The sequence below is a fragment of the Microbacterium sp. P5_E9 genome (assembly GCF_054049175.1).
Genome location: NZ_JBFUMV010000004.1, coordinates 219894 through 243165, shown reverse-complemented (window position 1 = coordinate 243165; position 23272 = coordinate 219894). Strand labels below are relative to the sequence as shown.

The following is a 23272-nucleotide window of genomic DNA, read 5'->3' as shown; positions in this document are numbered from 1 at the left end:
CTCCTGGAGACCGTGATCGATGGTGACGGCGACGGCCCGCAACCCCGCCTTCGCCGCCTCGAATGCGGTCGCGGCGGCGAGGGCGAGGGAGTCCGGACCACCGGAGAGGGCGACGACGACCGTCGAGCCCGGATCGATCCCGCGCAGGGCGACACGCACGGCCAGCCGCACCTCGGCGACGGCGGGATCCAGGCCCGGACGAACGGTCATCCATCCACGGTAGTCCGGCGGCCCGGAAACCAGCCTCAGTGCGTGTGCATACACCCGGACTAGGCTGGTCGAGGCACTTCTGCTGAGCGCGCGCAAGCGAGACGAAGCATCCGAAACCCCCTGAGAAGGAGTCCCCCATGGGCGCGTACGACGCCGTCATCGAGATCCCCCGCGGCAGCCGCGTGAAGTACGAGGTCGACCACGGCACGGGCCGCGTCTTCCTCGATCGCATCCTCTACACCGCGTTCGGCTACCCGACGAACTACGGGTTCTTCGAGAACTCGCTCGGCGAGGACGGTGACCCGCTCGACGTACTCCTGCTCCTCGACTTCGAACTCGCGCCGGGCGTGCTCGCGAGCGTGCGCCCGGTCGGCGTGCTCAAGATGAGCGACGAGGCCGGTGGCGACGACAAGCTCGTCGCGGTGCTCGCCAAGGATCCCCGCTGGGCGCACATTCAGGATGTGAACGACATCCCGGAGTACACCCGCAAGGAGATCGAGCACTTCTTCGAGCACTACAAGGACCTCGAGCCGAACAAGTGGGTCAAGGTCGACGAGTGGGCATCCGCCGCCGTCGCCGAGCAGCTCGTCGCCGAGGCCTTCGACCGCTTCAAGGAGCACGAAGGCCAGACCGCCACGCAGGGCGAGGGCGTCGCACCCTCGACGCTGTAGCGCATCACCGCGATCTGAAGAGGGCGGATGCCTCGCAGCTCTGAGCTGCGACATCCGCCCTTCGCGTTCCTGGTGGCTAGACCGAGATCCCGCGATCGGCCATGAAGTAGATCGGGTTGACCGGGTTGCCGTTGACGTAGGTCTCGAAGTGGAGGTGGCAGCCGAACGAGTTGCCGGTGTTGCCCTCGTACGCGATCAGCTGGCCGGCACCGACCCGTTGGCCGTAGCCGACGAGGATCCCACCACGCATGATGTGCCCGTAGCCGGTGCCGATGCCGCCGCCGTGGTCGATCTTGATGTAGTTGCCGTAGCCGCCGTTCGGGCCGGCGTAGACGACGGTGCCGGCGCTCGCTGCGTAGATCGCCGAGCCGCACGCCGCGGCGAGATCGACGCCGTAGTGAAACCCGCTGGAGCAGTAGCTGGCGCCGCAGACGACCGTTCGGGGACCGTACCCGGAACTCCGATAGCCGGATGAGGGGCGCGCCCACCCTGAGCCGACGACGGCGCCGCCGTTGCCGCCACCTCCACCACCACCGCCGCCTCCGCCGCCACCGGAGTGCTGGGCTGCGGCGGCTGCCGCTGCCGCGAGACGCTCAGCCTCGGCCCGCGCAGCCGCCGCCGCCGCCTCGCGGGCGATGCGCGCGGCCTCGACACCGGCCTGGTAATCCGCGATGGTGCGGGCTGTGGTGTCCTGAAGCGCGGCGAGCTGAGCCTGCAGATCGGACAGGTGCGCCTGCTGGGCGTCGAGCGCCGCCTGCGCCGCGTCGGCTGCCTGCTGCGCTTCGACCATCTTCTGCTCGGCAACCTTCTGCAGCCGGTCGCGCTCGTCCCGAGCGACCACGGCCTGGTCGCTGAGACTCTGCGCGGCGTCGCGTGCCGTGATCGCATCCGCGTAGACCGCCTGGTTGCGGTCGATGAGCTGGTCCATCGTGCCGAGTCGCGCCAGCAGATCGTCCGCCGATGCGGCCGATCCGGCGAAGAAGAGCTCCAATGAGGTGTCATCGCCGCCGTTGCGGTAGAGCTGCGCCGCCACCCGACCGGCCTTGTTCGCGGCATCCAGCGCTGTCGCAGCCTGCTGATCCGCCTGCTGCTGCAGCTGATCGGCGCGCGCTGCCGCATCGAAGTACTCCTGCTGCGCGGTGTAGAACGCGTCCGACGCGACCTGTGCCGCGGCCTGGGTGCGCTGGACCTCGGATGCGAGGCCGGCGATCAGCCCCTGGATGTTGGTGACCTCGGTCGCCTTAGCCGCCTCGTTCGACTTGGCTCGCTGGACGTCGTCCCAGGAGGGGTAGTCCACGGCGAAGGCCGCCGGGAGCAGAGGGCCTGCGAAGGCGCCGAGGGTCACAAGACCGAGAGCCCCGAGACCCAGCGCTCCACGCCGGCTCATCACGGGCCAGAGGGCGCGGCGTTCGCGGGCACTAGGGGCGCAGTCGCACTCCTCGACGCCGTGATCCGGCTCCACGTATCCCTCCCGGCTCAGGACAACTTCTTTCACAGTAGCAACATCGCTAACACGCGCAAGAGAAGCTGTGGCCCCATCTTGCTCCGGTTCGGGCCGGAGCGCACCCACTATCGTGCGCCGGAATCACCCGTGCGCGGTCAGGGCGCGCCCTCGATTGGCGCATTCCACAGCGATTGCGTATGCTTGAGCGTCGGTAAGCGTGAGCGCCAGGCGATGAGCCAGGGGTTCATTTGGCCCCATCGTTTAGTGGCCTAGGACGCCGCCCTTTCACGGCGGTAGCACGGGTTCGAATCCCGTTGGGGTCACAAAATACCGATTACAATTCAATACGCAAGGCCCTGTAGCGCAGTTGGTTAGCGTGCCGCCCTGTCACGGCGGAGGTCGCGGGTTCAAGTCCCGTCAGGGTCGCTCTGAGCGACGGGCCCTTTTTTCGGAGAGGGCCTTTCGTCTTAGGCGCGGCGATCGTGTTGATTCAGGATGCTGCGCGGCTCTGTAGCTCAGTTGGTAGAGCGCACGACTGAAAATCGTGAGGTCACGGGATCGACGCCCGTCGGAGCCACTGAAACCCTCTTCTGGCTTCTACAGGAGGGGGTTTCTTCATGCCCGGTCAGAGGCTATTTCCGACGTATCGAAAAGTAATGGTTCCTGGTTGCTCGGCTGCTCAAGCATCCTCAAGGGCATCGACTGCGGCATTTGTGCCGGCAAAGTGCCTGTAGCTTCCCGGCACAAATGGGCTAACTTCCCGGCACTGCTCGATGACGTCGCTCGGGGCGTCGACGAACGGAGGCCAATGGGCGCCACCTGTCACCACCTGCGACCCTGCGCGGAGCACCCCAATCGCAAGGACCGCACGATTCTGGTCGCGCGCTCACAGACACTCAATCGGAAGGGCCTCGAGACCTGCACGCAGACCCCCGGTCTGATTCGTGGCAGAAATGTGCCCCGATCCGCTACGCCCCGAGGTGATGTCGGAGCGCCGCTTCGAGGGGCGGCAGGTGAGTCTGGATCACGTCGCGAACGGTGTCGACGTCGACGCCGAAGTACTGGTGAACGAGGATGTTCCGAAACCCTCGAATCTGCGGCCACGCGATCTCGGAATGAGCGTCGGTGATCTCCCCCGGGAGACGGGACACGGCTTCACCGATGATCTGAAGATTCCGCTCGACGGCATCCTCAGCCATATCGACAAGATCAGGGTCCGCACTGTCCAACGAGATCACGTAGCGGCAGCAGCGATCGATCGACTCGAGAATGTCCTGGATTCGCTGCTCGGCGCTGCGGGTCACAAGGCAACCGAATCCGAGAGAGCCGACTCTGAGACCGGCCGCTTAAGAAGCTGCACGGGAAAGACGTCGATGTCCTGCCTGCCGTAGAGCTCCCGAGTCTCCTCCATGAGACCGCTCGCCCGCATGAGCAGATTCCCGTCAGCAGGATCCATCTCGACAATGATGTCGATGTCACTGCCTTCAACGGCATCACCACGCGCGACCGAACCGAATAGTCTCGGGTTCCTTGCGGCGTACTTGGCGAGCAACTCGTCGAACCCGGCACGGCGCGCTTCGATTACTTCGCGCAATGCGAAGCTCGACTGGCTCGTGCCGCTCATGGCACAAGGGTAACGCCACGTCTTGGGCTGGACGCCGCATCACCTGGAACGGACCGCGACCAATGGGGATGGAGTCATCCGATTAGGTAGACCATTCCCCGACCGTCAGCCGCAAGCGACTCGACAAATTCCTGAGCTCGTTTGAGGAAATCGAGGATGTACCGGAGCTCATCCTCGTCGTCGGCTGCGCGCGGACTGCGCCACGATTCCGCCCACGCCCGCACCCGGGACTCGTCAATCGCGCAGAGGTCGTCACGAATCACCGGCACCTCCTCCGGCAGGATTGTCCTCACCCACGGATCCCAGCCCAATCCGTGCATCGTCACGTTTCCCTCGAACATGCGGTACGACGAGCCAGCGGGACTGTCGGGCGTCGGGTGCGTGAGTGACTGCAGCGCCGACCAGGCCTTGTCGAGGTACAGCATGTCGCGCTTGGGCGAGACCTGCTCGAACGTCGCGACGCTCACTGATGCGTGTGGCTCCATGCCCCACGCATCGGCAAGTGGGTCGCTGGAGAGCATGCTGTGCGGGTCGTCGACCGCCTGMTGTACGAGGTTGGCGTCGAAGGCGTATGCGTAGTACCGGATTCCCATGCGCCGATGATCCCGTTCGCAGAGAGGGCCGGCATCCCAGCATCCGGCGGACGGGGACAACGCGAACAGGCGTCGCGCTGTGGAGGAATGGCAGCGTCGAGCTCAAGTGAGATGCATCGTCTTCAGTTCGAGCGCCGCAACGACGCCGGCACCGAGACCGAGGGATTCGCGCTCGCGGCCGCCAGTTCAGTGCGAGCAGCGCCCGCGACATCCGACTGCTGCGGAAACCGTGCCGGGAAAGTGCCGGGAACTCCGTCGAAACGACGACGATCAACGAGCACCAATGAGCACCTCGACCCGCGTGATCCCGGGATGAACGAGCACCAACTGCGACCCGATAACCCCCGGCACAGAACTGAAAATCGTGAGGTCACGGGATCGACGCCCGTCGGAGCCACAGAAACCCTCTTCTGGCGAACGCGACGGCCGCATCAGGGCGGCGAACGGCAGACCGATGACCAGGTGGAGCACGAACACGGTGCCGGCGTTGAGTCCTGCGAGGATGACCGACCCGATGATCGAGCTGCCCTCGGGTGCTATGGCGATGAACTGACCGATCTGATTGACCACCGGCGGCAGCAGGAAGATCGTGAAGAACCCGGCGATGACGAGGAATCCGGCGAAGACGAGAGTGATCCGGGTGCCGCGCTTCCGGCCGCGCCGCTCGAGCATCCGCACGATCGGGTCGAGCGCGAGGGCGAGGAGCAGGCCGAGCACGATGTAGATCAGGATCAGCGTGATCGAGCGGACCGCGCCGCCGAGGACGAGTGCGAGCAGCACGCCGATCGTGGCGAGGAATCCGGCCGTTCCTGAGGCTTCGCACGACGCGTTGAATCGACATGACCAGATCCACGCGGTACCCGACGGCGAGAAGCGCGGCCGCCGTCGTCTCTCCCACAGCGGCGACTCTAGTCATGGCCGGGATCGTGGCGCGATACGCGTAGAGCACATCGACGGTCGTCACACTGGTCAGCGTCGCCAGTCGAAGGCACCGGACGCGAGATCAGCGAGCGCCCGCTCCAGGGACGCCTGATCGTTGATGGGCGCGAAGTTGATCAGCGGCTATTCGCCGAGGGGTGAGCAACAAAGTCACGACCTTGAAGCGGCTCAGGTGCATCGCATCCCAGAAGAGCGGCCGTCTCGTCGCACGCCAGTTGAGGTGGCCCGAGGACCTGAGTGTGGTGAGGAACTCGTAGCTGAAGAGACCTGTGTTCGCGGAGTGCGACCGAACAACCTTGGCCAGTTGGTCTGCGGGCACCACCGAGGGGTATGCACTCAACACGGCTACCCAGTCGTCGACGAACACGTCCAACGCTCGGTGGTGCCAATAGCTGCCATTTTTCGGTGCGGACGTCAACGCCTTGCGGCCGTACCAGCCCACCGAGACGTTGCACGCGGCAGCGAATCCTAGGATGACGTCGAGGTGGGGGAAGTTGGCATGCGTTGCTGGACGCACCTCGCGCACCCAGTCACACACTGAGCGGTGGTAGATGGTCGCGCCGGTGAGTGTCTGGTGCCAGATCTTTTCTCGAACGAGCGCTCTCGCCGCGTCTCCGTCCACAACCTCTGTCACGGCCAGGTCTCCGGAGCTCCAGTTCACGAACTGGAACGCCTGGCCGTGGAGCTGCGAGACGATTCGTTCGAGCTCACCCGGGAGGGTCCTGAACGTGTCACCAAGAAGCCAGACGTAGTCGGCCGCCGGCCAGAGCAAGGTCTCCACCACGTTGGCGTCGTGTCCCAACGATGGCGTGTTCCGTCGATAGTGGACGTGCGAGAAGCGAGTCATCACGCCAGCAGCGAGCACCTGCGTTCTGTCGTCCGTGCTGTCGTCCGAGATGTAGATCTCGACACCGAGGTGCATGGCCTCGCGCAGCAAGTCTTCGTCGTTGAGAAGACTCTCGGTCGGGCGGTCGTACGTCGGTATCGCGATGGCTAGCTTCGTCGAGTGCATTAGATCTTCTTGAGGCGCCGGACAYAGTCAGCAAGACCGACTGACAACAACCGAGGCATCGGGCTCCCCGTCGCTCGCAACCTGGACACATCGAGTACCGCCCGAGCCGAGTCGACCCGTCGGGCTTCCTCGAACCTGAGCTTGAGGGGCACACCAGTCTCGTGTTCGACCGCCCGAACGACGTCCATCACCGACGATCCGTGCCCGGTACCAATGTTGACAGTCGCGTCCCTAAAGCCCTTGGTGACGAGATGGGCGATCGACGCGCACAGGTCTTCAACGTAGATGTAGTCACGCACGACCGTCCCGTCGCCCCATACCTCCACCGTCTCGCTCCGCAATGCCTTCTCGGTGAGTACCGTGACGAGTCCCTGGCCCGAACGCGTGTCCTGGTGTGGACCATACGGATTCGCTGGCCGGACGATGAGGTAACGCAGCCCGTCCCGCGAACCTGATGTAGCTCTCAATCTCGAGCTTCGACTGACCGCAGAAGCTGATTGGCGCGCATGGCGCTTGCTCCGACAGCACGTACGACTCCTGGGGGCCGTACACCGCACCGCCTGATGACAGAAAGACCATTGCGCCGCCCATCTCGGCGAGTCGATTCGCGAGCCTGATCGTCGGAACCACCACCTCCGCCTGCTCTTCAAATAGTCGACCGCTCCGCTTCTCGGTAGCAAGCCGCATGCGAGGTGGACCACGACATCTGGGCGGAGATCGATCAGCAACTGGTCGACGCTAGCCGCATCTCGGAGATCGAAGCGTGTGGCACCTGCCAGCGGGCACGACTGGGCGAGGACGAACAGAGCAACCCGGAGGGAAGGACCTCCGCATCGGCCGGACACGGCCGCCATGCCCCACATACGGTGACTCTACAGTCTCATGCCCACGATGCCGGCGGTCCGGACCTGGGGTCCTAGTGCGTCGCGCAGCGTGCGCCCGAAGCCGCCCTTGCCGCATCCGACGTCGAGCACCGGGCCGGCATTCTGCGGGATGAATGGTGCGACGTCGAGCCGCAGATCATCGAGATAGACGTCCTGCTGGGGCGGATCCGCGATGCGTCTTCCGTTTGCCGAGCAAACCCTCCGCGCTCCAACGCGCCGGAGCGATCGTATGCGTCGGATTCTCACATACGCCTGCCCGCGAGTGATGTCACACCTTGAGGTCCTGCTTCGGCACCCACACCTCGCGGATGATCAGCAGGATCATCGCCATCGTCGGCAGTGCCAGGAGCACGCCGAGGACTCCGAGGAGCGTGCCGCCGACCATGGCGCCGATGAGCACGAGCACTCCGGGGATGGAGATCGCCCTGTTCATGATGCGCGGGCTCAGGATGTACGACTCGATCTGGATGTAGATCAGATACGCGATCGCGAACATGAGCGCCTGGGTGGGACTCGTGAACAGGGCCACGACGCTGCCGATCACCAGGAAGATCACCGAACCGAACAGCGGGATCAGCGTGATCACGAACGCGACGGCCGCCATCAGGGCGGCGAACGGCAGGTCGATCACCCAGTGCAGCACGAAGACGGTGCCGGCGTTGAGGCCGGCCAGGATGACCGACCCGATGATCGAGCTGCCCACCGAAGCGGTGACCCGCTCAGTCATGTCGGCCAGGCGCGGCCGGTTGCGGGCGGGCGCCAGGGCGTAGAGCGCGTTCTTCATGTCCGACAGCGACGCGAGGAAGTACAGCGTCAGCGCGATGACGATGATGGCGCCGGTGATGAATGAGACGAGTCCGAGGCCGAGCGCGAGCGCCCCGCCGCCGATCGCGGCGATGAACTCGGGGCTGGAAAGCGTGGCAGACAGTTCGATGAGCGCGGCCGAGACGGCGGCCTGCGCGTCGGGAGTCAGTTGCGCGAACCACTCCCCCTCCTGCACCCCGAGGATCGCCTCGGGTGCTGTGGCGATGAACTGACCGATCTGATTGACCACCGGAGGCAGCAGGAAGATCGTGAAGAACCCGACGATGACGAGAAAGCCCGCGAAGACGAGCGTGATCCCGGTGCCGCGCTTCCGGCCGCGCCGCTCGAGCATCCGCACGATCGGGTCGAGCGCGAGGGCGAGGAACAGCCCAAGCACGATGTAGATCAGGATCAGCGTGATCGAGCGGACCGCGCCGCCGAGGACGAGTGCGAGCAGCACACCGATCGTGGCGAGGAATCCGGCCGTGCCCGGCCGCTCGATCGCGGCGAGCACCTTCTGCCATATCGGCTCGCGCGGGGCCGGAGCGGCGAGCTCCGGGGCGGGCCCGGCACCCTCCGCGGGGGTGTCTCCCCGGGGAGGCGTCGGTTCGGCGCTCGGGTGCGTCGCATCTGTCATTGCGCCATTGTCCGGCCGATGCAGGCGTGCGGCCTGCTCCCTCGCGGGTGATTTGCGCGAGAGTCTCTGCGACTACAGCTCTCCTGGCTGCATGGCCTGGGCGTCGAGCTCCTCGACCAGGTGGCGTGCCCGGCTCGGCGCGATACCCGGCTCGGCGGGGGCGTAGACAACGAGCGAGTGGAACACGAATCTTGCGAAGAAGGCGACGATCAAAGTGATTGCGGCCGCGATCACACTCGACAAGTGCCAGCTCTCCACCATCAACGCGATGATCGGGATGCGGACGAGCGCCTCCGCGTTGTTGAACGCGAATGACTTCGCGAACCGCGACCCGACACCGGATGCCGCGCCGCGCATGTCCTGGAATACGAAGCGCTCCTGCAGCAGGAAATTGCCGAGGATCGTCGTCTCCGCCGCGATGATCGCAGCGACGATGTACTCGACGCCGACGTGGGTGAGACCCCACATGATCGCGAGGTTGGCCACGGCGCCGAGCGCTCCGATGAAAGCGAACAGGGACATCTTCCCGAAGCGCAGCGCGGTGAGCTGGGTGACGAAGTGCACTCCCTGTCGCAGCGATGCTTTGGACTCGCCGGCGTGGCGATCGGCGAACGTGAACGGCACTTCGGCGATCMGCACATTCGTGCGGGCGAGGATCTCGAGCAGGATCTTGAAGCCACGGGGGGTGAGCGCCTCCGGGTCGACCACGCGTCGGTCGACGAGGAAGAACCCGGTCATCGGGTCACTGACGTCCTTGAGCCGGATCGGGAACATCGCCCGCGTGAGCGCCGTCGAGACCTTTGAGACAAGCACCCTCGTGCGGTCCGCGAGCCCGCCCGCCGTTCCGCCGCTCGTGTAGCGCGACGCCACCACGATGTCGACGTCTCCGCGCGCGTAGCGGTGCCAGAGCGTGGAGATCTCCTCGGGTGGATGCTGCAGGTCGCCGTCGATGACGACGCACACATCTGACTCGGCTGCGGCGAAGCCCTCGAGCACAGCGCCGCCGAGGCCGCCCTTGCCTTTGTCGCGATGGATCAGACGCACCGGGAGGGCCGCAGTGGCGGCGACTGCCCGGACGGTTTCGGGGGTGTCATCGGTGCTGTCGTCGACGAAGATGACCTCGGCATCGATCCCGTCGACCGCCGCCGAGACACGCCGAACCAGCTCCGAGATGTTCGGAGCTTCGTTGTAGGTCGGGACGATGATCGAGAGTTGCACTGCGCACCCATGGTCGCACGGCGTGTCGCCCGACGGAAAGCGCCAGGAGAATCCATCGAAATCGCTCAGGAACGCGGGCGCCGGGGTCTGTCCACTTCATGGCACATGCGGGAGTCGCTCAGGCGGCATACGGGAGAATGGAGGGATGACTTCCGCTCCCTCGATCACCCTGTTCGGCGCCGACTGGTGCCGCGACTGCGTCCGCACCAAGAAGCAGCTCGACACTCTCGGCGTCGCCTATGAGTACGTGGACCTGATCGCCAACCCGGCCGCCGCTGATGTGGCGCGTGAGATCTCCGGCCGCACCCAGATCCCGGTCGTGGTGTACCCGGACGCGAGCCACCACGTCGAACCGTCGAACGCCGACGTCGAGGCGAAGCTGCGCGAGCTCGCGATCGTCTGACCCGCGCACACGGGTACTCTGGCGGTATCGCGTGTCCGCTGGGGGCGGCATACGCCTCACCGGGGAAACGATGCCGTGAACGACCAGACCAGCGCCGGCGCGCGAATTCTCCTTCGCCGTGCCGCGCGCATTCCGGCCATCCTGGCGGTCGCCCTGCTGCTCACCGGAATCGCCGCCTGCGCCGCCGAACCGGGACCACCGGATGCCGAGGCATCCGCCTCCCCGTCTGCCACGCCCACCCCGACGCCGACGCCGCTGACTCCCTCCGAGCAGCTGCTGGCGACCACCACGGATCCGAACGCGTGCGCGGTGAGCTTCGCGGGCGACGCGATCGCGGACGCACCGCAGCTCCAGACACAGGGCGCCCTCTACGCCGGGCTGCCGATCCCCGCGCGCGCAGGTGCCGTCTTCGCCGGCTGGTACGGGACGCCGACGGATGCCGCGGCGCTGGCAGTCGCGGGCCGCGTGAACGGCTCCAAGCCCGTCGCATGCCCGGGCCGTGAGCTGACGCTCTACGGAGCGTGGACCACCCCCGAGGCGAACGCGGCGGAGAACGCGCGGATCCCGATCATGATGTACCACCAGTTCACGACCCGCCCTGAGGGCGAGGACGGTTGGCTGCGGGGCAACTACGCGTACATCGGCGACTTCGACGCGCACATGAACCACATCGCGACCGGTGGCTTCTACCTGCCCACCTGGGATGAACTCGCCGCGTTCATCGACGGGCGGCTCTTCCTGCCCAACCACTCGGTGATCGTCACCGACGACGATGCCGACCAGACCTGGTTCGACCTGGCGGCACCTGTCGTCGAGAAGTACCGCGTGCTGACGACGTCTTTCATGATCACCGCCTACCGCCAGGATCCGCCGCCGAACGTGTACGTCCTGCGGCGTTCGCACACGCACGACATGCATCAGGCGGGCGACAACGGCAAGGGCCGGATGGTCAACTGGACGGCTGACCAGATCGCCGCCGACCTCGAGGCCTCGGCCGCGATCCTGGGCGTCAAGGAAGTCATCGCCTACCCCTACGGGCATTACAACGACACGGCGAAGCAGGGCGTCACTCAGGCGGGCTTCGAGATGGCGCGAACGATCGAGCCGGGCTACGTCTCGATCGGCACCGACAAACTCGCCCTTCCGGTGGTGCGGATCAACTACGGGATGGGCCTGGACGCTGTCGTCAGCCTGATCGGCTGACCGGCCGCGGCATCCGGTCGGAGCTCCCCGCGCGCGCTCGAGGCGCTCACTAGGCTGAAGCCGTGGGCGATGGCGTCGAGCGGAACACACGGGCGATCGAGGGATCGGTCGTCACCGACTTCACCGATCGCATGACCTACGGCGGTTATCTCGACCTCGGCACACTGCTGTCCGCGCAGCGGCCGCTGTCCAGCCCGGAGCACCACGACGAACTGCTGTTCATCGTGCAGCACCAGACCACCGAGCTGTGGCTCAAGCTCGTGCTGCACGAGCTGTCTGCCGCCTGCGGACTGCTGCGCGACGACCAGCTCGCCCCGGCGCTGAAGTGCATCGCGCGGGTCAAGCACATCCAGCGCACCCTGACCGAGCAGTGGTCGGTCCTGGCGACCCTCACGCCGGCTGAGTACGCGCAGTTCCGCGGGGTGCTGGGCAACGCGAGCGGCTTCCAGTCCGCGCAGTACCGGGCCGTCGAGTTCACGCTCGGCAACAAGAATGCCGGGATGCTCCGTGTATTCGCCTCCGATCCCGCCGCGCATGCCCTGGTGAGTGCGGCGCTTTCGGCGCCGAGCCTCTACGACGAGTTCCTGCGGATGCTGGCGCGCGCCGGCTATCCGATCCCGGCCGACGTGCTCGAACGGGACGTCACCCAGGCATGGACCTTCACGCCCGCCCTCGTACCGGTCTTCGCCGCCATCTATGAGAACCCCCAGGAGCACTGGGCCGCGTACGAGACCTGCGAAGAGCTCGTCGACCTCGAGGACAACTTCCAGCTGTGGCGCTTCCGTCACCTGAAGACCGTCGAGCGCATCATCGGCTTCAAGACCGGGACCGGCGGCTCGAGCGGCGTGCCGTTCCTGCAGCGCGCACTGGAGCTCACGTTCTTCCCGGAACTGTTCGCCGTGCGAACGGAAATCGGCGGGACCACGACAGGAGCATGACGGATGCCGCAGCCTGACCCTTTCGCCCTCCGCGCGCTCCTCGGCCCCACGGCCGCGCTCTGCCGGCGGGCGATCACCGGTGAGCACGGGGTCGCGCTCCCCCCGTTCACCGACCATCACGTGCACCTCCACCTGATCGACGTGCAGGCACTCCCCTCGCACGGCATCGCGGCGGCCATCGACCTGGGCGGCGACCCGGTGGAACTCGCACGCCGTCCGCGCGATGGCTTTCCGCGGATCGCGTATGCGGGGGCGCTCCTGACCGCCCCGGGCGGCTACCCGGTCGGGCGGTCGTGGGCGCCGCCGGCGATCGCTCGGGAGGTGCATGATGCCTCGACCCACGCCGGCGTCGCCGGAGGCGCCGCCACCGCGGTGGACGAGCAGGCGGTGTTCGGGGCATCCGTCATCAAGGTCGCCCTCAACGCGTCGGTCGGGCCGGTGTTCGACACAGCGACCCTCGGCGCGATCGTCGCCGCCGCTCGCGAGCGGGGGCTGCCGGTCGTCGCGCACGTCGAGGGCGCCGGAATGACGGAGCTCGCGATCGCCGAGGGGGTCGACGTGCTCGCGCACACGCCGTTCTCGGAACTCGTCTCGCCCGACGCCCTCGCGCGTGCCGCGGCCGCCGGGCAGCGCTGGATCTCGACGCTGTCGATCCATGCAGACGACGCAGGCGCGACGGCGACTGCCCAGGCGAATCTGGCCGCCTTCGTGGAAGCGGGCGGCCGAGTGCTCTACGGCACGGATCTCGGCAACGGCGACCGCGTGCCCGGCATCCAGCTCGCAGAGCTCGCCGCCCTGGACGCTGCGGGAGTGCGCGGCAGCGCACTCGTCGACGCTCTCACCGACCCCTGGCCCGGCAGCGGGGGCACACACGCCGTCGCGACGTTCATCCCCGGCGCCGTACCGAAGTCGCTCGAGGAAGTGGCCGCGTGGCTGGCGGGAGCGACCGTGGTGCCCGAGGAAGAGCTCGTGCACGATGAGCACTGACGCCGGCACGAGCCCGATCATCGATGTCGCCGCACTCCGCGCAGCGGCATCCGCCCTCGACGCCGCCGACCCGCTGCGATCGTTCCGCTCCCGCTTCGTCGGCGCCGAGACGCCCCTGGTGTACTTCGACGGCAACTCCCTCGGCCGGCCGCCGGTGGCGACCGCGGAGCGGCTGGACAGGTTCGTGCGTGAGGAATGGGGCGGGCGCCTCATCCGCGGCTGGGACGAGTCCTGGATGCGCCTGCCGTTCGAGATCGGCGACACGATCGGACGCGCGGTGATCGGCGCCGCGCCGGGCCAGACCGTCGTCGGAGACTCGACCACGGTGCTGCTGTACAAGCTGGTGCGCGCCGCGTTCGACGCGCAGCAGGCACTCGATCCGGCGCGCTGCGAGATCGTCGTGGACCGCGACAACTTCCCCACCGACCGCTATCTCGTCGAGGGGATCGCCGCAGAGCGCGGTGGGCGCGTGCGGTGGATCGAGGTCGACCGCGCGGCCGGTGTCGACGCCGCCGCGCTGTCGGTCGCGGTTGGCCACGAGACGGCCGTGGTGCTGCTCAGCCATGTCGCCTACCGCTCGGGCTACCTCGCCGACGCCGCAGCCCTCACCGCGATCGCCCACGAAGCCGGTGCCCTGATCGTCTGGGATCTCTGTCACTCCGCCGGGTCGGTGCCCGTCGAGGCCGACGACTGGGGCTTCGATCTCGCCGTCGGATGCACCTACAAGTACCTCAACGGCGGCCCCGGCTCACCGGCCTTCGCCTACGTGGCGGCCCGCCATCAGGACCGGCTCGCCCAGCCGATCCAAGGCTGGATGGGCACCGCCGACGTCTTCGCCATGGGGCCGGCCTATCGTCCCGCCGACGGGATGCGCCGCTTCCTGTCGGGCACGCCGCCCATCGTGGGGATGCTCGCCCTCCAGGAGACGCTCGCGCTGATCGCGGATGCCGGGATCGGCCGGATCCGCGAGAAATCAGTGGCGCTCACCGGGTTCGCACTCCGCGCTTCGGACGCGCTGCTCGCTCCGCTGGGCGTCACGGTGGCGTCCCCGCGCGACGAGGCTCGGCGCGGTGGACATGTGACCCTCTCCCATCCCTCGATGCGCGCCGTGACGGCACGGCTCTGGGAGGGCGATGTCATCCCGGACTACCGCGACCCCGACGGGCTGCGGATCGGTCTCTCGCCGCTGACGACGAGCTTCGCCGAGACCCTCGACGGCATCCAGGCGATCGCGAGGGCGATGCGGGCCCAATAGCCCCGCCCGGCACCCCATCCGGGCGCCAGGGCGCGCGCATCGCCCGACCTACACTGTCCTGATGAGCACTGACGCTTCTCGCGCGCCCGAAGCGCCGGCATCCACCTCCCATCGCCTGTCACCGGGGACGATCGCGCGCTACGCGATCGGCTCCCTCGGCACCGGGGGATTCGCCACTCTCCCTGGTCTGGTGCTCACCTACTACCTGACGGATTCGCTGGGCGTCGCCGCCCTCGTCGCCGGCTCGGTCATCACCATCGCGAAGGTCTGGGACGTCATCATCGACCCGGTCATCGGCGCGCTCACCGATCGCGACCTCGCCCGCCGTGGCAGTCGACGTCGGCTCATGCTGATCGGTGCGCTCGCGCTGCCGCTGTTCTTCGCGCTGACCTTCGCCGTGCCGCCGGCCGTCGGCCCGGTCGTCGGCGGGCTCTGGGTGCTGATCGCGTTCACCGCGACCGCGACCGCGTTCAGCCTCTTCCAGGTGCCCTACATCGCTCTGCCTGCCGAGCTCACCCCGAGCTACGACGAGCGCACGCGCCTGCTCACCTGGCGGGTGGTCGTGCTCACGTTCGCGATCCTGCTCTTCGGCGCAGGCGGTCCGGCGCTGCGCAGTGCCACCGGAGATCCGGTGACCGGCTACCTCGTGATGGGCATCGTCGCGGGCATCACGATCGCCGTCGGCATGCTCATCGCGACGACGGTCGCCCGCCGACCGGTGCGGGCGACTTCTGCCGCCCCGGCGGTCGAGCCTGAATCCGAGTCGACTGCGGGAATCCGCGAGCACTATGCCGCGAGCATCCGCGCCTTCCGCCGCAGCGCCCCGTTCCGGGCCCTGCTGGCCACCTTCGTGCTACAGGCTCTGGCGACCGGCCTCATGCTCGCCGGCGCGCAGTACGTCGCCACCTGGGTGCTGCACTCCGAGGCAGCCGTCACGCTGTTGTTCGTCGCCCTGATCGCGCCCGCGCTCTTCGCCGCCCCGGTGTGGGGAGTCGTCGCCCGGCGCATCGGCAAGGAGCGGGCGTTCGCGATCGCGAGCGTCATCTTCGCCATCGCGGCGCTGTCGATCCTCGGCCTGCTGTGGGCGCCGGGCGAGTGGGTCTACCTGCCCGTCGGACTCGCCGGCATCGCCTACGCCGGCATGCAGTCGCTGCCCATGGCCATGCTCCCCGACGTCATCTCGCACGACGAGCAGACCCACGGCCCCGGTCGCGCCGGCGCCTTCAGCGGGCTGTGGACCGCCGGGGAGACGATCGGCTTCGCGCTGGGCGCGACGACGCTCGCGATCATCCTCGCCGTCACCGGCTACGTGTCCTCGACCGCGAACCAGGCGGTGACCCAGCCCGACGCCGCGGTCGCCGGCATCGTGCTGAGCTTCAGCCTGGCCCCCGCCGTCCTGATCGCGCTCAGCCTGCTCACGCTGGGCCGTTACCGACTGCGCCGCGCCGACATCGACGCCGGAACTCGGTAGCACGAGCGCCGGGACTCGGTCCCAGGCTCCGCGCAGTCGCACGACGTAGGCTTTACCCACCCCCCGCACGAAGGAGAGCGCCGTGCCGCCCACCGCTGAAGCCACCGACGCGCCTGCCGTCAAGGCCGCCAAGCCCCGCCAGAAGGCGCACGCGCCCGCCGCGCCCCTTCACGAAGCGCTCGATGCCGCCGTCGCGGATCTTCGTGCCGGCGCAAACACCTGGACCCACCTGACCCTCGACCAGCGCACCCGGCTCATGGAGCGCCTACACGACACGGTGTCGTCCGTCGCCGAGGAGTGGGCCGATGTCGCCTCGACGTCGAAGGGCATCGAGCCGGGGCATCCGCTCCGTGGCGAGGAGTGGCTCGGCGGTCCCTACGCGACACTGGTCGCGCTGGACGCCTACCGCGACTCGCTGCGCAAGCTCGCGAAGGGCGGCAGCCCCCTCGATGGAGTGAAGACGGATGCCTCGCACAACCGGGTGCGGGCGCACGTGTTCCCGCTGACCCCGGTGGACAGCCTGCTGCTGTCGGGCTACACCGGCGAGGTGTGGTTCGAGCCGGGCGTGACCGAGCGCGAAGCGCGGGGCACGGCCGGCCTTGGGCAGCTCACGCCGACCCGGTCCGGTGGCGTCGGGCTTGTCCTCGGAGCGGGGAACGTCACCTCCATCCCGGTCCTCGATGTGCTGTACGAGCTGCTCGCGGCCAACCGCACGGTGATCCTCAAGGTCAACCCGACCCAGGACGTCCTGGTACCGGTGTTCGAGCGCGGATTCGCGCCGCTCATCGAGTTCGGCTTCCTCCGGATTGTCCGCGGCGGGGGCGAGGTCGGCGCACATCTGACCGCACACCCGGGCATCGACCACGTGCACATCACCGGTGCGGCGCGCACGTTCGACACCATCGTGTGGGGCCCCGCGTCGGGCGCGGGCGCCGCAGCCACAGCGCGCCGCCGCAAGGACGGCACCCCGCAGCTCGACAAGCCGATCACCGCCGAGCTCGGCGGGGTTTCGCCGATCATCATCGTGCCCGGACAGTGGTCCGACGCGGATCTGCGGTATCACGCCGAGCATGTCGCGACCATGCGGCTGCAGAACAGCGGCCACAACTGCATCGCGGGGCAGGTCGTCCTCCTGAGCTCGGACTGGCCGCAGCGCGAGGCGTTCCTCACCGCGCTGCGCACGGCATACGATGCAGCTCCGCGGCGGTCGGTCTGGTACCCCCAGGCGGACGCGAGTCTGGCGGCCGCGGCATCCAGTTATCCCGAGGCAGCCTGGTCGGCCGACGGCACCAGGGCGATCGTCGAGGTCGGCGCGGGTGACGACGCGACCGCGCTGGAGACGACCGAATACTTCGCCCCCGTGCTCGGCATCGTCGAGCTTGCCGGAAACGGCCAGGAGTTCCTCGATCGCGCCGTCGCGCACGCCAACGACAAACTCACCGGCACCCTTGGTGCGAACGTCCTCATCGACCCGGTCACCGAGGCTGCCCTCGGCGACGGATTCGAGCGGGCGCTCGTTGCCCTCCGGTACGGCGGCATCGCGGTCAACGCCTGGACCGCGTTCATCTTCCTCACGCCGACGATGAGCTGGGGCGCGTTCCCCGGCGGGACGATCGACGACGTGCAGAGCGGCATGGGCATCGTCCACAACGCACTGCTGCTCGACCGCGTCGAGCGATCCGTCACCCGCGGGCCGTTCCGCCCGTTCCCACGCTCGTCCACCGCGATCGCAGGCAAGGGAACGTTCTCCGTCTTGCCGAAGCCGCCGTGGTTCGTGACCTCCCGCACCGGCGCAGCAGTCAGCGAGGGGTTCACCCGATTCCGGATGACCGGAAACTGGGCGAAGCTCATGGTCACCCTCACGCAGGCGTTCCGGGCATGAGCCCGCGGTGAGCCGCCCCGACGCCCTCACCGCCGATTACGTCATCGTCGGAGCGGGCTCGGCCGGTGCCGCACTGGCGGCGCGGCTGAGCGAGGATCCGGCGACGACCGTTCTGCTTCTGGAAGCGGGCGGGCCCGACAAGGCGCTCGAGCTGCACGTCCCGGCCGCGTTCTCGAAGCTCTTCCGCGGGCCATACGACTGGAACTACGACACGGTCCCCCAGCCGGCGCTCGAGGATCGCACGATCTTCTGGCCGCGCGGCAAGACTCTCGGCGGGTCGTCGTCGCTCAACGCCATGATGTGGGTGCGCGGCTTCGCGGCCGACTACGACGAGTGGGCGGATGCCGCGGGCCCGGCCTGGTCGTGGGATTCGCTGCTCCCCTACTTCCAGCGCGTCGAGCGCACCGAAGACCCGGTCGATGAGACCCAGGGTGCTGACGGTGCGCTGTCGATCGAGCACCAGCGCGACCCCCGACCGCACACGGCGGTCTTCCTCGAGGCGGTGCGGGAAGCGGGGCTCCCGGTGACCGACCCCAACCTTGCGGAGGGTCAGGGCTTCTCGCAGACGATGGTCTCGCAGCACCGCGGAGGCCGCGCCTCGACCGCGGATGCATACCTGCGGCCGGCGGCGAAGCGGCGCAACCTCCGTGTGGTCACGGGAGCGCTGGTGCGCCGCGTCACGTTCGGCGCCTCGACAGGCTCGGCGACCGACGGCGGAGCCGCGCCCCGGGCGACCGGGGTCTATGTCGAGATCGACGGCGTCACGCGCCAGGCGCTCGCCCATCGGGAGGTCATCCTCTGCGGTGGCGCGGTGAACACCCCGCAGCTGCTCATGCTGTCGGGCATCGGACCGGCCGAGCATCTCGCTGAGCACGGCATCCCGCTCCTCGTCGACAGTCCCGAGGTCGGCCGCAACCTGCAGGACCATCTCGTCGCCGGGCTCGCTCCGGCCGCCAAGGGCGGCACGCTGTACGGCGCGGAGCAGGTCGGCCAGCTCGCGCGCTACGTGACCGCGCGCCGTGGGATGCTCACCTCGAATGTCGCCGAGGCGTACGGCTTCGTGCGCACCGCGGTGGCCGATCGCGCCGGGATGCCTGCGAAGCTGCCGGACATCGAGATCATCTTCGCCGCGGCCCCCTACGTCGATGAGGGACTGGTGCCGGTGCCGGGCGAAGGCCTCACCGTCGGCGCCATCCTCATCCGGCCGCGCAGCCGCGGCACGATCCGGCTCGCCTCCGGCGACCCCGCGGCGAAGGCGGTGATCGACCCGGGCTACCTCACCGATGCGGACGGGATCGACGAGCAGACCCTGCTCGCCGGCCTCGCCGAGTGCGAGCGCCTGATCGACACCGAGGCCCTCCGCGCAGTGCTGACGGGTGGCTGGATCCGCCCGGAGGGCGGCGAGCGGATGACGCCGGAAGAGCGTGCCGAGCTCTCGCTCCGCCGCCATTCGCACACTCTTTACCACCCGGTCGGCACGGCGCGGATGGGGACGGATGCCGCCTCCGTCGTCGACGCCGACCTGCGGGTGCGCGGAGTCGACGGGCTGCGCGTGGCCGACGCATCCGTCATGCCGAACATCATCCGCGGGCACACCAACGCGCCCGCGATCGTCATCGGCGAGGTTGCCGCGGATCGGATCAATGCGAGCGAAGCCCGCGTTGATGCGATCCGGGGCAAGGTTGAGTAGGCCGCCGAAGGCGCCCGTATCGAAACCCCGCGGATCGGATCAGATTCCCGCAGGAGCGCTGATCCGAGCCGCGGGCGCCCGCTAGTGCGTGAAGCTCGGCCGCTGGCCCTCGACCGGCATCGGCGACTCGAGCAGGTTGAGGTAGGCGACCTCGCTGCGGATGTCGGCGAGCAGCTTGTCGGACATGTCGATGCTGAGGTCTTCGCGCACGACGATCCGCTGCACGATGATCTGCTGGAGATCCTCCGGCATCGGATAGGCCGGCACGAGCCAGCCCCGCATGCGCAGGCGATCGCTCAGGTGGTACAGGTTCCAGTTCTGCGTGTAGCCCTGCTTGAGCGTCCACGCGAAAACCGGAATGTCCGTCCCGTCGCTGAGCAGGATGAACGGGCCCATCTTCGCGATCTCGGATGAGATGTGCACTGCGACATCCTGCGATCCCTGCTGGACCGCCGTATACCCGGCGACGCCGAGCCGGAGGAACAGGTAGTACTGCAGGAGCACCTGCGCACCGGGCCGCGAAAAGTTGAGCGCGAGCGTCGGCATGTCGCCGCCGAGGTAGCTCACCCGGAAGATGAGGTCCTCCGGGAGCCACTTCTTCTCGCGCCAGACGACCCACCCGAGCCCCGGGTACACCCCGCCGTACTTGTGTCCCGACGTGGAGATGGAGTGCACGCGCTCGAGCCGGAAGTCCCATTCCAGATCGGGCTGCAGGAAGGGGGCGACCATCGCCCCGGAGGCTCCGTCGACATGGATCGGGATGTCGAACCCCGTCGTCGCCTGGATCTCATCCAGCTTCGCGGCGATCTGAGCGACCGGCTCATAGGCGCCGGTGTAGGTGACGCCCATGATCGCGACCACGCCGATCGTGTTCTCGTCGATGTACTTCTCCAGCTCGAACCCGTCGAGCACCGGGTGCTCCTCGCTGACGGGGACGAGCCGCATCTCGACGTCCCAGTAGTTGCAGAACTTCTCCCAGCACACCTGGACTGCCGAGCTCATGATGAGGTTCGGCTTCTCGGTCGAGGCGCCCTCGGCGCGGCGCCGATGCTGCCAGAGCCGCTTGAAGGCGAGCCCGCCGAGCATGCACGCCTCGCTGGAGCCGGTCGTGGACGTGCCGATCGCGCCCTCCGCGGTCGGGACGCTCCACAGGTTGGCGAGGATCCGCCAGCACCGGTCTTCGACAGCCGCCGTGGACGGGTACTCGTCCTTGTCGATCATGTTCTTGTCATACGTCTCCTGGTAGAGACGGTTGGCGTACTCGTCCATCCACGTCGTGACGAACGTCGCGAGGTTCAGACGGGCGTTCCCGTCGAGCATCGTCTCGTCGTGGACGATCTGATAGGCGGTCTGCGGGAGAAGCTCGTCGGGGCCCAGGCGCTCATGAGCCGACGCGCTGCCGCGGACCGGTCGATCGAAGACAGGGGTCAGTTCGGTGTCCATGGGCTCATCCTGGCGGATGAGGCCATTACTCCGCAGGGTGCTCTTGGTGAACAGCCGGATCGGCCGGGGAAGACGCGAACCGGTCGGTCGCCGCGCGCAGCGCAGCGGCGATGCCCGGCTCGGACGCCGAGTGCGCGGCATCCGCGATCATGACGAGCTCGGCCTCCGGCCAGGCCCGATGCAGCTCCCAGGCCGTCATCGGGGGCGTGCATACGTCGTAGCGGCCTTGGACGATGACGGCGGGGATGTCGCGGATCGCGTCCACGCCCGCGATCAGCTGCCCCTCGTCGAACCAGCCGCCGTGCAAGAAGTAATGGTTCTCGATGCGGGCGAATGCGGTCGCCGCCGCCGGCTCCGTCATCGTGGCGACCAGGTCGGGGTCGGGCAGCAGCGTGAGCGTCGACGCCTCCCACCTCGTCCAGGCGAGCCCTGCCTGCCCGTGGATCGCGGGATCGGGGTCGGCGAGGCGCCGCGCGTACGCCTCGATCAGGTGCGACCGCTCGAGCACTGGAATCGGAGCGAGGAAGTCCTCCCAGAGGTCGGGGAAGATCACCGAGGCTCCGCCCTCGTAGAACCACTCGAGTTCGAAGCGACGGAGCGTGAAGATGCCGCGCAGCACGATCTCACTGACCGCCTCGGGGTGAGCCTGCGCGTAGGCGAGCGCCAGCGCGCTCCCCCACGATCCGCCGAACACCTGCCAGCGATCGATTCCGAAGTTGCGGCGGAGCAGCTCCATGTCGCCGACCAGGTGCCAGGTCGTGTTGTGTCGGAGGTCGGCGTCCGGCTCGCTCGCGTGCGGCGTGGAGCGCCCGCACCCGCGCTGATCGAAGAGGATGATCCGATACCGCTCCGGGTCGAAGAACCGCCGGTGCCAGGGCGAGGTGCCCGCGCCGGGTCCGCCGTGCAGGAAGATGACCGGCTTGCCGTCGGGGTTGCCGCTCTGCTCCCAGTAGACGCGGTTGCCGTCGCCGACGAAGAGCTCGCCGGTCTCATAGGGTTCGATCGGCGGATAGAGGATGTCGTCGAGGTGCGCCGGTGGACTCACAGCTCATTTCCTTGCACACCGAAAGTGTCGCAGGCTCCGGGGCCCCCCTGATACCCCGCCATGAACCAGCGCTGCCGCTGCTCGCTCGATCCATGGGTCCACGCCTCCGGGTTGACCGGGGCACCGGACTCGCGCTGGATGTGGTCGTCGCCGACGGCGGCGGCGGCATCCAGCGCATCGCGCACCTGCGCTTCGGTCGGCGCCTGAAGGAACGGGACCCCGCTCTCATCCTTCTGCTCCCCGGCGTGGGCCACCCAGGCTCCCGCGAAGCAGTCGGCCTGCAGCTCGGTGCGCACGCTGTTGCTGTCTTCGCCGGTGCCGTTGTCGGGATGGTCCTGCATGATCCCGGTGATGTTCTGCACGTGGTGTCCGTACTCGTGGGCGAGCACGTAGAGCTGGGCGAGCGGCCCGGCGGACGCATCGAACCGCTCGCGCAGCAGCGCGAAGAAGGTCGGATCGACGTACACGGTCTCCTCGGGCGGGCAGTAGAACGGACCGGTCGCGTTGGAGGCCGTGCCGCAGCCGGTCGCGGCCTCGACGTCGACGATGATCAGCTGCGGCTTGCGGTAGCCGTCGACGGCGGTCGCCCAGTACTGGTCGATGTTGAGGGACGCGGCAGCGAGCCGACAGTCGTCGCGCGCGTTCGCGTCGGACCCCAACTCGCAGTTCTGGACCTCCTCATCCTGTGCCGAGCCGCCGCCGGCGGCTCCGCCGCCGAGCAGTCCCGAGAAGTCGCCACCGGTGAGCAGATTGAGCAGGAGGACCGCGATCACGCCGAGTCCGGCGGCACCGCCGCCGATCGCGACGCCGCGGCCACGTCGCCGCGCGGTATTGCCCCCGACCTTTGCGTTGTCGTTGAACGTCATGGCTTCACGGTACCGCGGGGGATTCACCAACCCCCGAAAACGCCCGACCCCTT

Annotated in this window: 21 protein-coding genes, 3 tRNA genes and 2 pseudogenes; 12 read left to right on the top strand and 14 right to left on the bottom strand. The window is 68.1% G+C overall.

All coding sequences use genetic code 11. The features are described from left to right. Positions 1-210, bottom strand: a 210-nt coding sequence (locus tag ACXJ3V_RS09145; RefSeq protein WP_457099972.1) for an ATP-binding protein, incomplete at its 3' end; no start/stop codon positions are given. A 137-nt stretch (positions 211-347) separates the two neighbouring features. On the opposite strand from ACXJ3V_RS09145, the gene ACXJ3V_RS09140 reads away from it, so the two are divergent. After that, on the top strand, positions 348-881 hold the full coding sequence (locus tag ACXJ3V_RS09140; protein ID WP_457099971.1) for an inorganic diphosphatase: 534 nt from the start codon (positions 348-350) through the stop codon (positions 879-881). Between the two features lie 76 nt (positions 882-957). On the opposite strand, the gene ACXJ3V_RS09135 is transcribed toward ACXJ3V_RS09140, so the two are convergent. After that, on the bottom strand, positions 958-2376 hold the full coding sequence (locus tag ACXJ3V_RS09135) for a M23 family metallopeptidase (protein ID WP_457099970.1): 1419 nt from the start codon (positions 2374-2376) through the stop codon (positions 958-960). A 199-nt stretch (positions 2377-2575) separates the two neighbouring features. On the opposite strand from ACXJ3V_RS09135, the gene ACXJ3V_RS09130 reads away from it, so the two are divergent. The 3 genes from ACXJ3V_RS09130 (at position 2576) to ACXJ3V_RS09120 (ending at position 2902) form a co-directional block, all read left to right on the top strand. Continuing rightward, a tRNA-Glu gene (locus ACXJ3V_RS09130) sits at positions 2576-2648 on the top strand. A gap of 29 nt (positions 2649-2677) precedes the next feature. Then, positions 2678-2751, top strand: a tRNA-Asp gene (locus ACXJ3V_RS09125). A 78-nt stretch (positions 2752-2829) separates the two neighbouring features. Further along, positions 2830-2902 (top strand) — tRNA-Phe (locus ACXJ3V_RS09120). Between the two features lie 391 nt (positions 2903-3293). Here the strand turns inward: ACXJ3V_RS09120 and ACXJ3V_RS09115 are convergent. The 9 genes and pseudogenes from ACXJ3V_RS09115 to ACXJ3V_RS09075 all read right to left on the bottom strand — a co-directional run bounded on the left by ACXJ3V_RS09115 (position 3294) and on the right by ACXJ3V_RS09075 (position 10036). Further along, positions 3294-3629: a HepT-like ribonuclease domain-containing protein gene (locus tag ACXJ3V_RS09115; RefSeq protein ID WP_457099969.1), complete on the bottom strand. Its 336-nt coding sequence runs from the start codon at positions 3627-3629 to the stop codon at positions 3294-3296. Further along, positions 3626-3949: a nucleotidyltransferase family protein gene (locus tag ACXJ3V_RS09110; protein ID WP_457099968.1), complete on the bottom strand. Its 324-nt coding sequence runs from the start codon at positions 3947-3949 to the stop codon at positions 3626-3628. Before ACXJ3V_RS09110 ends, ACXJ3V_RS09115 begins: the two co-directional genes overlap by 4 nt. A 74-nt stretch (positions 3950-4023) precedes the next feature. Then, positions 4024-4542, bottom strand: coding sequence for a hypothetical protein (locus tag ACXJ3V_RS09105; protein ID WP_457099967.1), 519 nt, complete (start codon positions 4540-4542; stop codon positions 4024-4026). 270 nt (positions 4543-4812) lie between these two features. Continuing rightward, on the bottom strand, positions 4813-5322 hold the full coding sequence (locus ACXJ3V_RS09100) for an AI-2E family transporter (RefSeq protein ID WP_457099966.1): 510 nt from the start codon (positions 5320-5322) through the stop codon (positions 4813-4815). Between the two features lie 61 nt (positions 5323-5383). After that, positions 5384-5604: pseudogene (locus ACXJ3V_RS09095) on the bottom strand (uroporphyrinogen-III synthase); the annotation flags it as partial. Next, positions 5546-6493: a glycosyltransferase gene (locus tag ACXJ3V_RS09090; protein ID WP_457099965.1), complete on the bottom strand. Its 948-nt coding sequence runs from the start codon at positions 6491-6493 to the stop codon at positions 5546-5548. The gene ACXJ3V_RS09090 and the pseudogene ACXJ3V_RS09095, both read right to left, overlap by 59 nt. Continuing rightward, positions 6493-7180 (bottom strand): annotated as a pseudogene (locus tag ACXJ3V_RS09085) (NAD-dependent epimerase/dehydratase family protein). Before ACXJ3V_RS09085 ends, ACXJ3V_RS09090 begins: the two are co-directional and overlap by 1 nt. 465 nt (positions 7181-7645) lie before the next feature. Then, positions 7646-8818: an AI-2E family transporter gene (locus tag ACXJ3V_RS09080; RefSeq protein ID WP_457099964.1), complete on the bottom strand. Its 1173-nt coding sequence runs from the start codon at positions 8816-8818 to the stop codon at positions 7646-7648. Positions 8819-8890: 72 nt separating this feature from the next. Further along, complete coding sequence (locus ACXJ3V_RS09075) at positions 8891-10036, bottom strand: glycosyltransferase (protein WP_457099963.1); 1146 nt, start codon at positions 10034-10036, stop codon at positions 8891-8893. A gap of 145 nt (positions 10037-10181) precedes the next feature. On the opposite strand from ACXJ3V_RS09075, the gene ACXJ3V_RS09070 reads away from it, so the two are divergent. The 8 genes from ACXJ3V_RS09070 to ACXJ3V_RS09035 all read left to right on the top strand — a co-directional run bounded on the left by ACXJ3V_RS09070 (position 10182) and on the right by ACXJ3V_RS09035 (position 19865). Beyond that, the gene (locus ACXJ3V_RS09070; protein ID WP_457099962.1) at positions 10182-10439 is read left to right on the top strand and encodes a glutaredoxin family protein; all 258 of its coding nucleotides are present in this window, start codon (positions 10182-10184) and stop codon (positions 10437-10439) included. A 75-nt stretch (positions 10440-10514) separates the two neighbouring features. Beyond that, complete coding sequence (locus ACXJ3V_RS09065) at positions 10515-11642, top strand: polysaccharide deacetylase family protein (RefSeq protein ID WP_457099961.1); 1128 nt, start codon at positions 10515-10517, stop codon at positions 11640-11642. Positions 11643-11704: 62 nt separating this feature from the next. After that, on the top strand, positions 11705-12580 hold the full coding sequence (kynA, locus tag ACXJ3V_RS09060) for a tryptophan 2,3-dioxygenase (protein ID WP_457099960.1): 876 nt from the start codon (positions 11705-11707) through the stop codon (positions 12578-12580). Positions 12581-12583: 3 nt separating this feature from the next. Next, positions 12584-13567: a hypothetical protein gene (locus tag ACXJ3V_RS09055; RefSeq protein WP_457099959.1), complete on the top strand. Its 984-nt coding sequence runs from the start codon at positions 12584-12586 to the stop codon at positions 13565-13567. Beyond that, positions 13557-14822: a kynureninase gene (locus tag ACXJ3V_RS09050; protein WP_457099958.1), complete on the top strand. Its 1266-nt coding sequence runs from the start codon at positions 13557-13559 to the stop codon at positions 14820-14822. The genes ACXJ3V_RS09055 and ACXJ3V_RS09050 overlap by 11 nt, the downstream gene beginning before the upstream one ends. A gap of 61 nt (positions 14823-14883) precedes the next feature. Further along, complete coding sequence (locus tag ACXJ3V_RS09045) at positions 14884-16293, top strand: MFS transporter (RefSeq protein ID WP_457099957.1); 1410 nt, start codon at positions 14884-14886, stop codon at positions 16291-16293. Positions 16294-16375: 82 nt separating this feature from the next. Further along, positions 16376-18175, top strand: coding sequence for an aldehyde dehydrogenase family protein (locus ACXJ3V_RS09040; RefSeq protein ID WP_457099956.1), 1800 nt, complete (start codon positions 16376-16378; stop codon positions 18173-18175). Between the two features lie 7 nt (positions 18176-18182). Continuing rightward, entirely contained in the window at positions 18183-19865 is a 1683-nt protein-coding gene (locus ACXJ3V_RS09035) for a GMC family oxidoreductase (RefSeq protein WP_457099955.1), read from the top strand. Positions 19866-19946: 81 nt separating this feature from the next. On the opposite strand, the gene ACXJ3V_RS09030 is transcribed toward ACXJ3V_RS09035, so the two are convergent. The 3 genes from ACXJ3V_RS09030 to ypfJ are packed head-to-tail and all read right to left on the bottom strand — an operon-like array spanning position 19947 to position 23219. After that, entirely contained in the window at positions 19947-21308 is a 1362-nt protein-coding gene (locus ACXJ3V_RS09030; RefSeq protein WP_457099954.1) for a glutamate decarboxylase, read from the bottom strand. A gap of 25 nt (positions 21309-21333) precedes the next feature. Then, the gene (gene pip, locus ACXJ3V_RS09025) at positions 21334-22353 is read right to left on the bottom strand and encodes a prolyl aminopeptidase (protein WP_457099953.1); all 1020 of its coding nucleotides are present in this window, start codon (positions 22351-22353) and stop codon (positions 21334-21336) included. Beyond that, positions 22350-23219 carry a KPN_02809 family neutral zinc metallopeptidase gene (gene ypfJ / locus ACXJ3V_RS09020; protein ID WP_457099952.1) on the bottom strand — a complete coding sequence of 290 codons (870 nt, stop codon included), beginning with the start codon at positions 23217-23219 and terminating at the stop codon, positions 22350-22352. The genes pip and ypfJ overlap by 4 nt, the downstream gene beginning before the upstream one ends. Positions 23220-23272: the final 53 nt, after the last annotated feature.

Bases quoted from the DNA above. Each gene is read 5' to 3' on its own strand.
- ACXJ3V_RS09140 (WP_457099971.1), top strand. From the start codon at position 348: ATGGGCGCGTACGACGCCGTCATCGAGATCCCCCGCGGCAGCCGCGTG.
- ACXJ3V_RS09110 (WP_457099968.1), bottom strand. From the start codon at position 3,949: ATGAGCGGCACGAGCCAGTCGAGCTTCGCATTGCGCGAAGTAATCGAA.
- ACXJ3V_RS09090 (WP_457099965.1), bottom strand. From the start codon at position 6,493: ATGCACTCGACGAAGCTAGCCATCGCGATACCGACGTACGACCGCCCG.
- ACXJ3V_RS09080 (WP_457099964.1), bottom strand. From the start codon at position 8,818: ATGACAGATGCGACGCACCCGAGCGCCGAACCGACGCCTCCCCGGGGA.
- ACXJ3V_RS09070 (WP_457099962.1), top strand. From the start codon at position 10,182: ATGACTTCCGCTCCCTCGATCACCCTGTTCGGCGCCGACTGGTGCCGC.
- ACXJ3V_RS09055 (WP_457099959.1), top strand. From the start codon at position 12,584: ATGCCGCAGCCTGACCCTTTCGCCCTCCGCGCGCTCCTCGGCCCCACG.
- ACXJ3V_RS09050 (WP_457099958.1), top strand. From the start codon at position 13,557: ATGAGCACTGACGCCGGCACGAGCCCGATCATCGATGTCGCCGCACTC.
- ACXJ3V_RS09045 (WP_457099957.1), top strand. From the start codon at position 14,884: ATGAGCACTGACGCTTCTCGCGCGCCCGAAGCGCCGGCATCCACCTCC.
- ACXJ3V_RS09030 (WP_457099954.1), bottom strand. From the start codon at position 21,308: ATGGACACCGAACTGACCCCTGTCTTCGATCGACCGGTCCGCGGCAGC.
- ypfJ (WP_457099952.1), bottom strand. From the start codon at position 23,219: ATGACGTTCAACGACAACGCAAAGGTCGGGGGCAATACCGCGCGGCGA.